Origin of the sequence: Pseudomonas viridiflava (assembly GCF_003702045.1) — a bacterium.
Classification (GTDB): Bacteria; Pseudomonadota; Gammaproteobacteria; order Pseudomonadales; family Pseudomonadaceae; genus Aquipseudomonas; species Aquipseudomonas viridiflava_C.
The window spans coordinates 1-1290 of record NZ_RBTP01000032.1; the positions used below are offsets into that span (position 1 = coordinate 1).

Genomic DNA, 1290 nt, shown 5'->3' on the forward strand with positions numbered 1-1290 from the left:
CATCAACCTCAAGACCGGCGTCAACTCCGGGATTGCCGCAGGCGACACTTACACCGACATCGAAGTGATCCGGGGTTCTAACTTCAACGACACCTTCATCGGCGATGGCAGCGGTATGGATTTCGACGGCGGTGCCGGTGTCGACACCGTGGACTACTCCGGCTCGACAGCCGCAGTAAACATCAACGTTCGTCTAGGCACGGGCACGGCAGGTGTGGGTGGCGAAGCTGAAGGCAGTACGTTGACGGCGATCGAAAACGTCATTGGCTCGGCTTTCAATGACGTCCTTACCGCGGGCCCTTACACCATCGTCAACGCGGTACGCCTGGAAGGCGGTGCGGGCGACGATATCTACAACATCAACATGGGCTACGCCCCGACCATCATCGAGCAGGCTGACGGCGGTAACGACGAAGTGCGTGTGTCGGTGATCAACCCTGCCAACACGTTCCTGGCGGCCAACGTCGAGCGCCTGACGTACGTCGGCACCGGCGCCTTCATTGGTTATGGCAACGACAGCAACAACGTCATCACCGGTGGCTCGGGTAACGACACCCTCTACGGTGGCGCGGGTGCAGACCAGTTCATCGGCGGCGTGGGTTACGACGGTGCCGGTTATCTGGACAGTAAGGAAGCGGTGTCCATCAATCTCAAAACCGGTGTCAACTCGGGGATTGCCGCTGGCGATACCTACACCGACATCGAAGTGATCCGGGGTTCTAACTTCAACGACACCTTCATCGGCGACGGCAGCGGTATGGATTTCGACGGCGGTGCCGGTGTCGACACCGTGGATTACTCGGGCTCGACGTCCGCAGTAAACATCAATGTTCGTCTAGGCACGGGCACGGCAGGCTCAGGCGGCGAAGCCGAAGGCAGCACATTGACGGCGATCGAAACAGTTATCGGCTCTGCGTTCAACGACGTCCTTACCGCTGGCCCGTACGGCGGCATTGTAGGTTTACGACTGGAAGGAGGGACTGGCGACGATATCTACAACATCAACATGGGGTTTGCGCCTGTCATCATTGAGCAGGCTGACGGCGGCAACGACGAAGTGCGTGTCTCGGTGATCAACCCTGCCAACACGTTCCTGGCCGCAAACGTCGAGCGCCTGACGTACGTCGGCACCGGTGCCTTCATTGGTTATGGCAACGACAGCAACAACGTCATCACCGGTGGCTCAGGCAACGACACCCTCTACGGTGGCGCAGGCGCGGATCAGTTCATCGGCGGCGCGGGTTACGACGGTGCCGGTTACCTGGACAGCAAGGAAGCGGTGTCCATCAA

At 59.7% G+C, this 1290-nt stretch carries 1 protein-coding gene; it reads left to right on the forward strand.

Features of this window, described 5'->3' with window-relative positions:
- Positions 1-1290: calcium-binding protein (locus ALP40_RS25545; RefSeq protein WP_409077515.1), on the forward strand; the 1290-nt coding region annotated here is incomplete at both ends.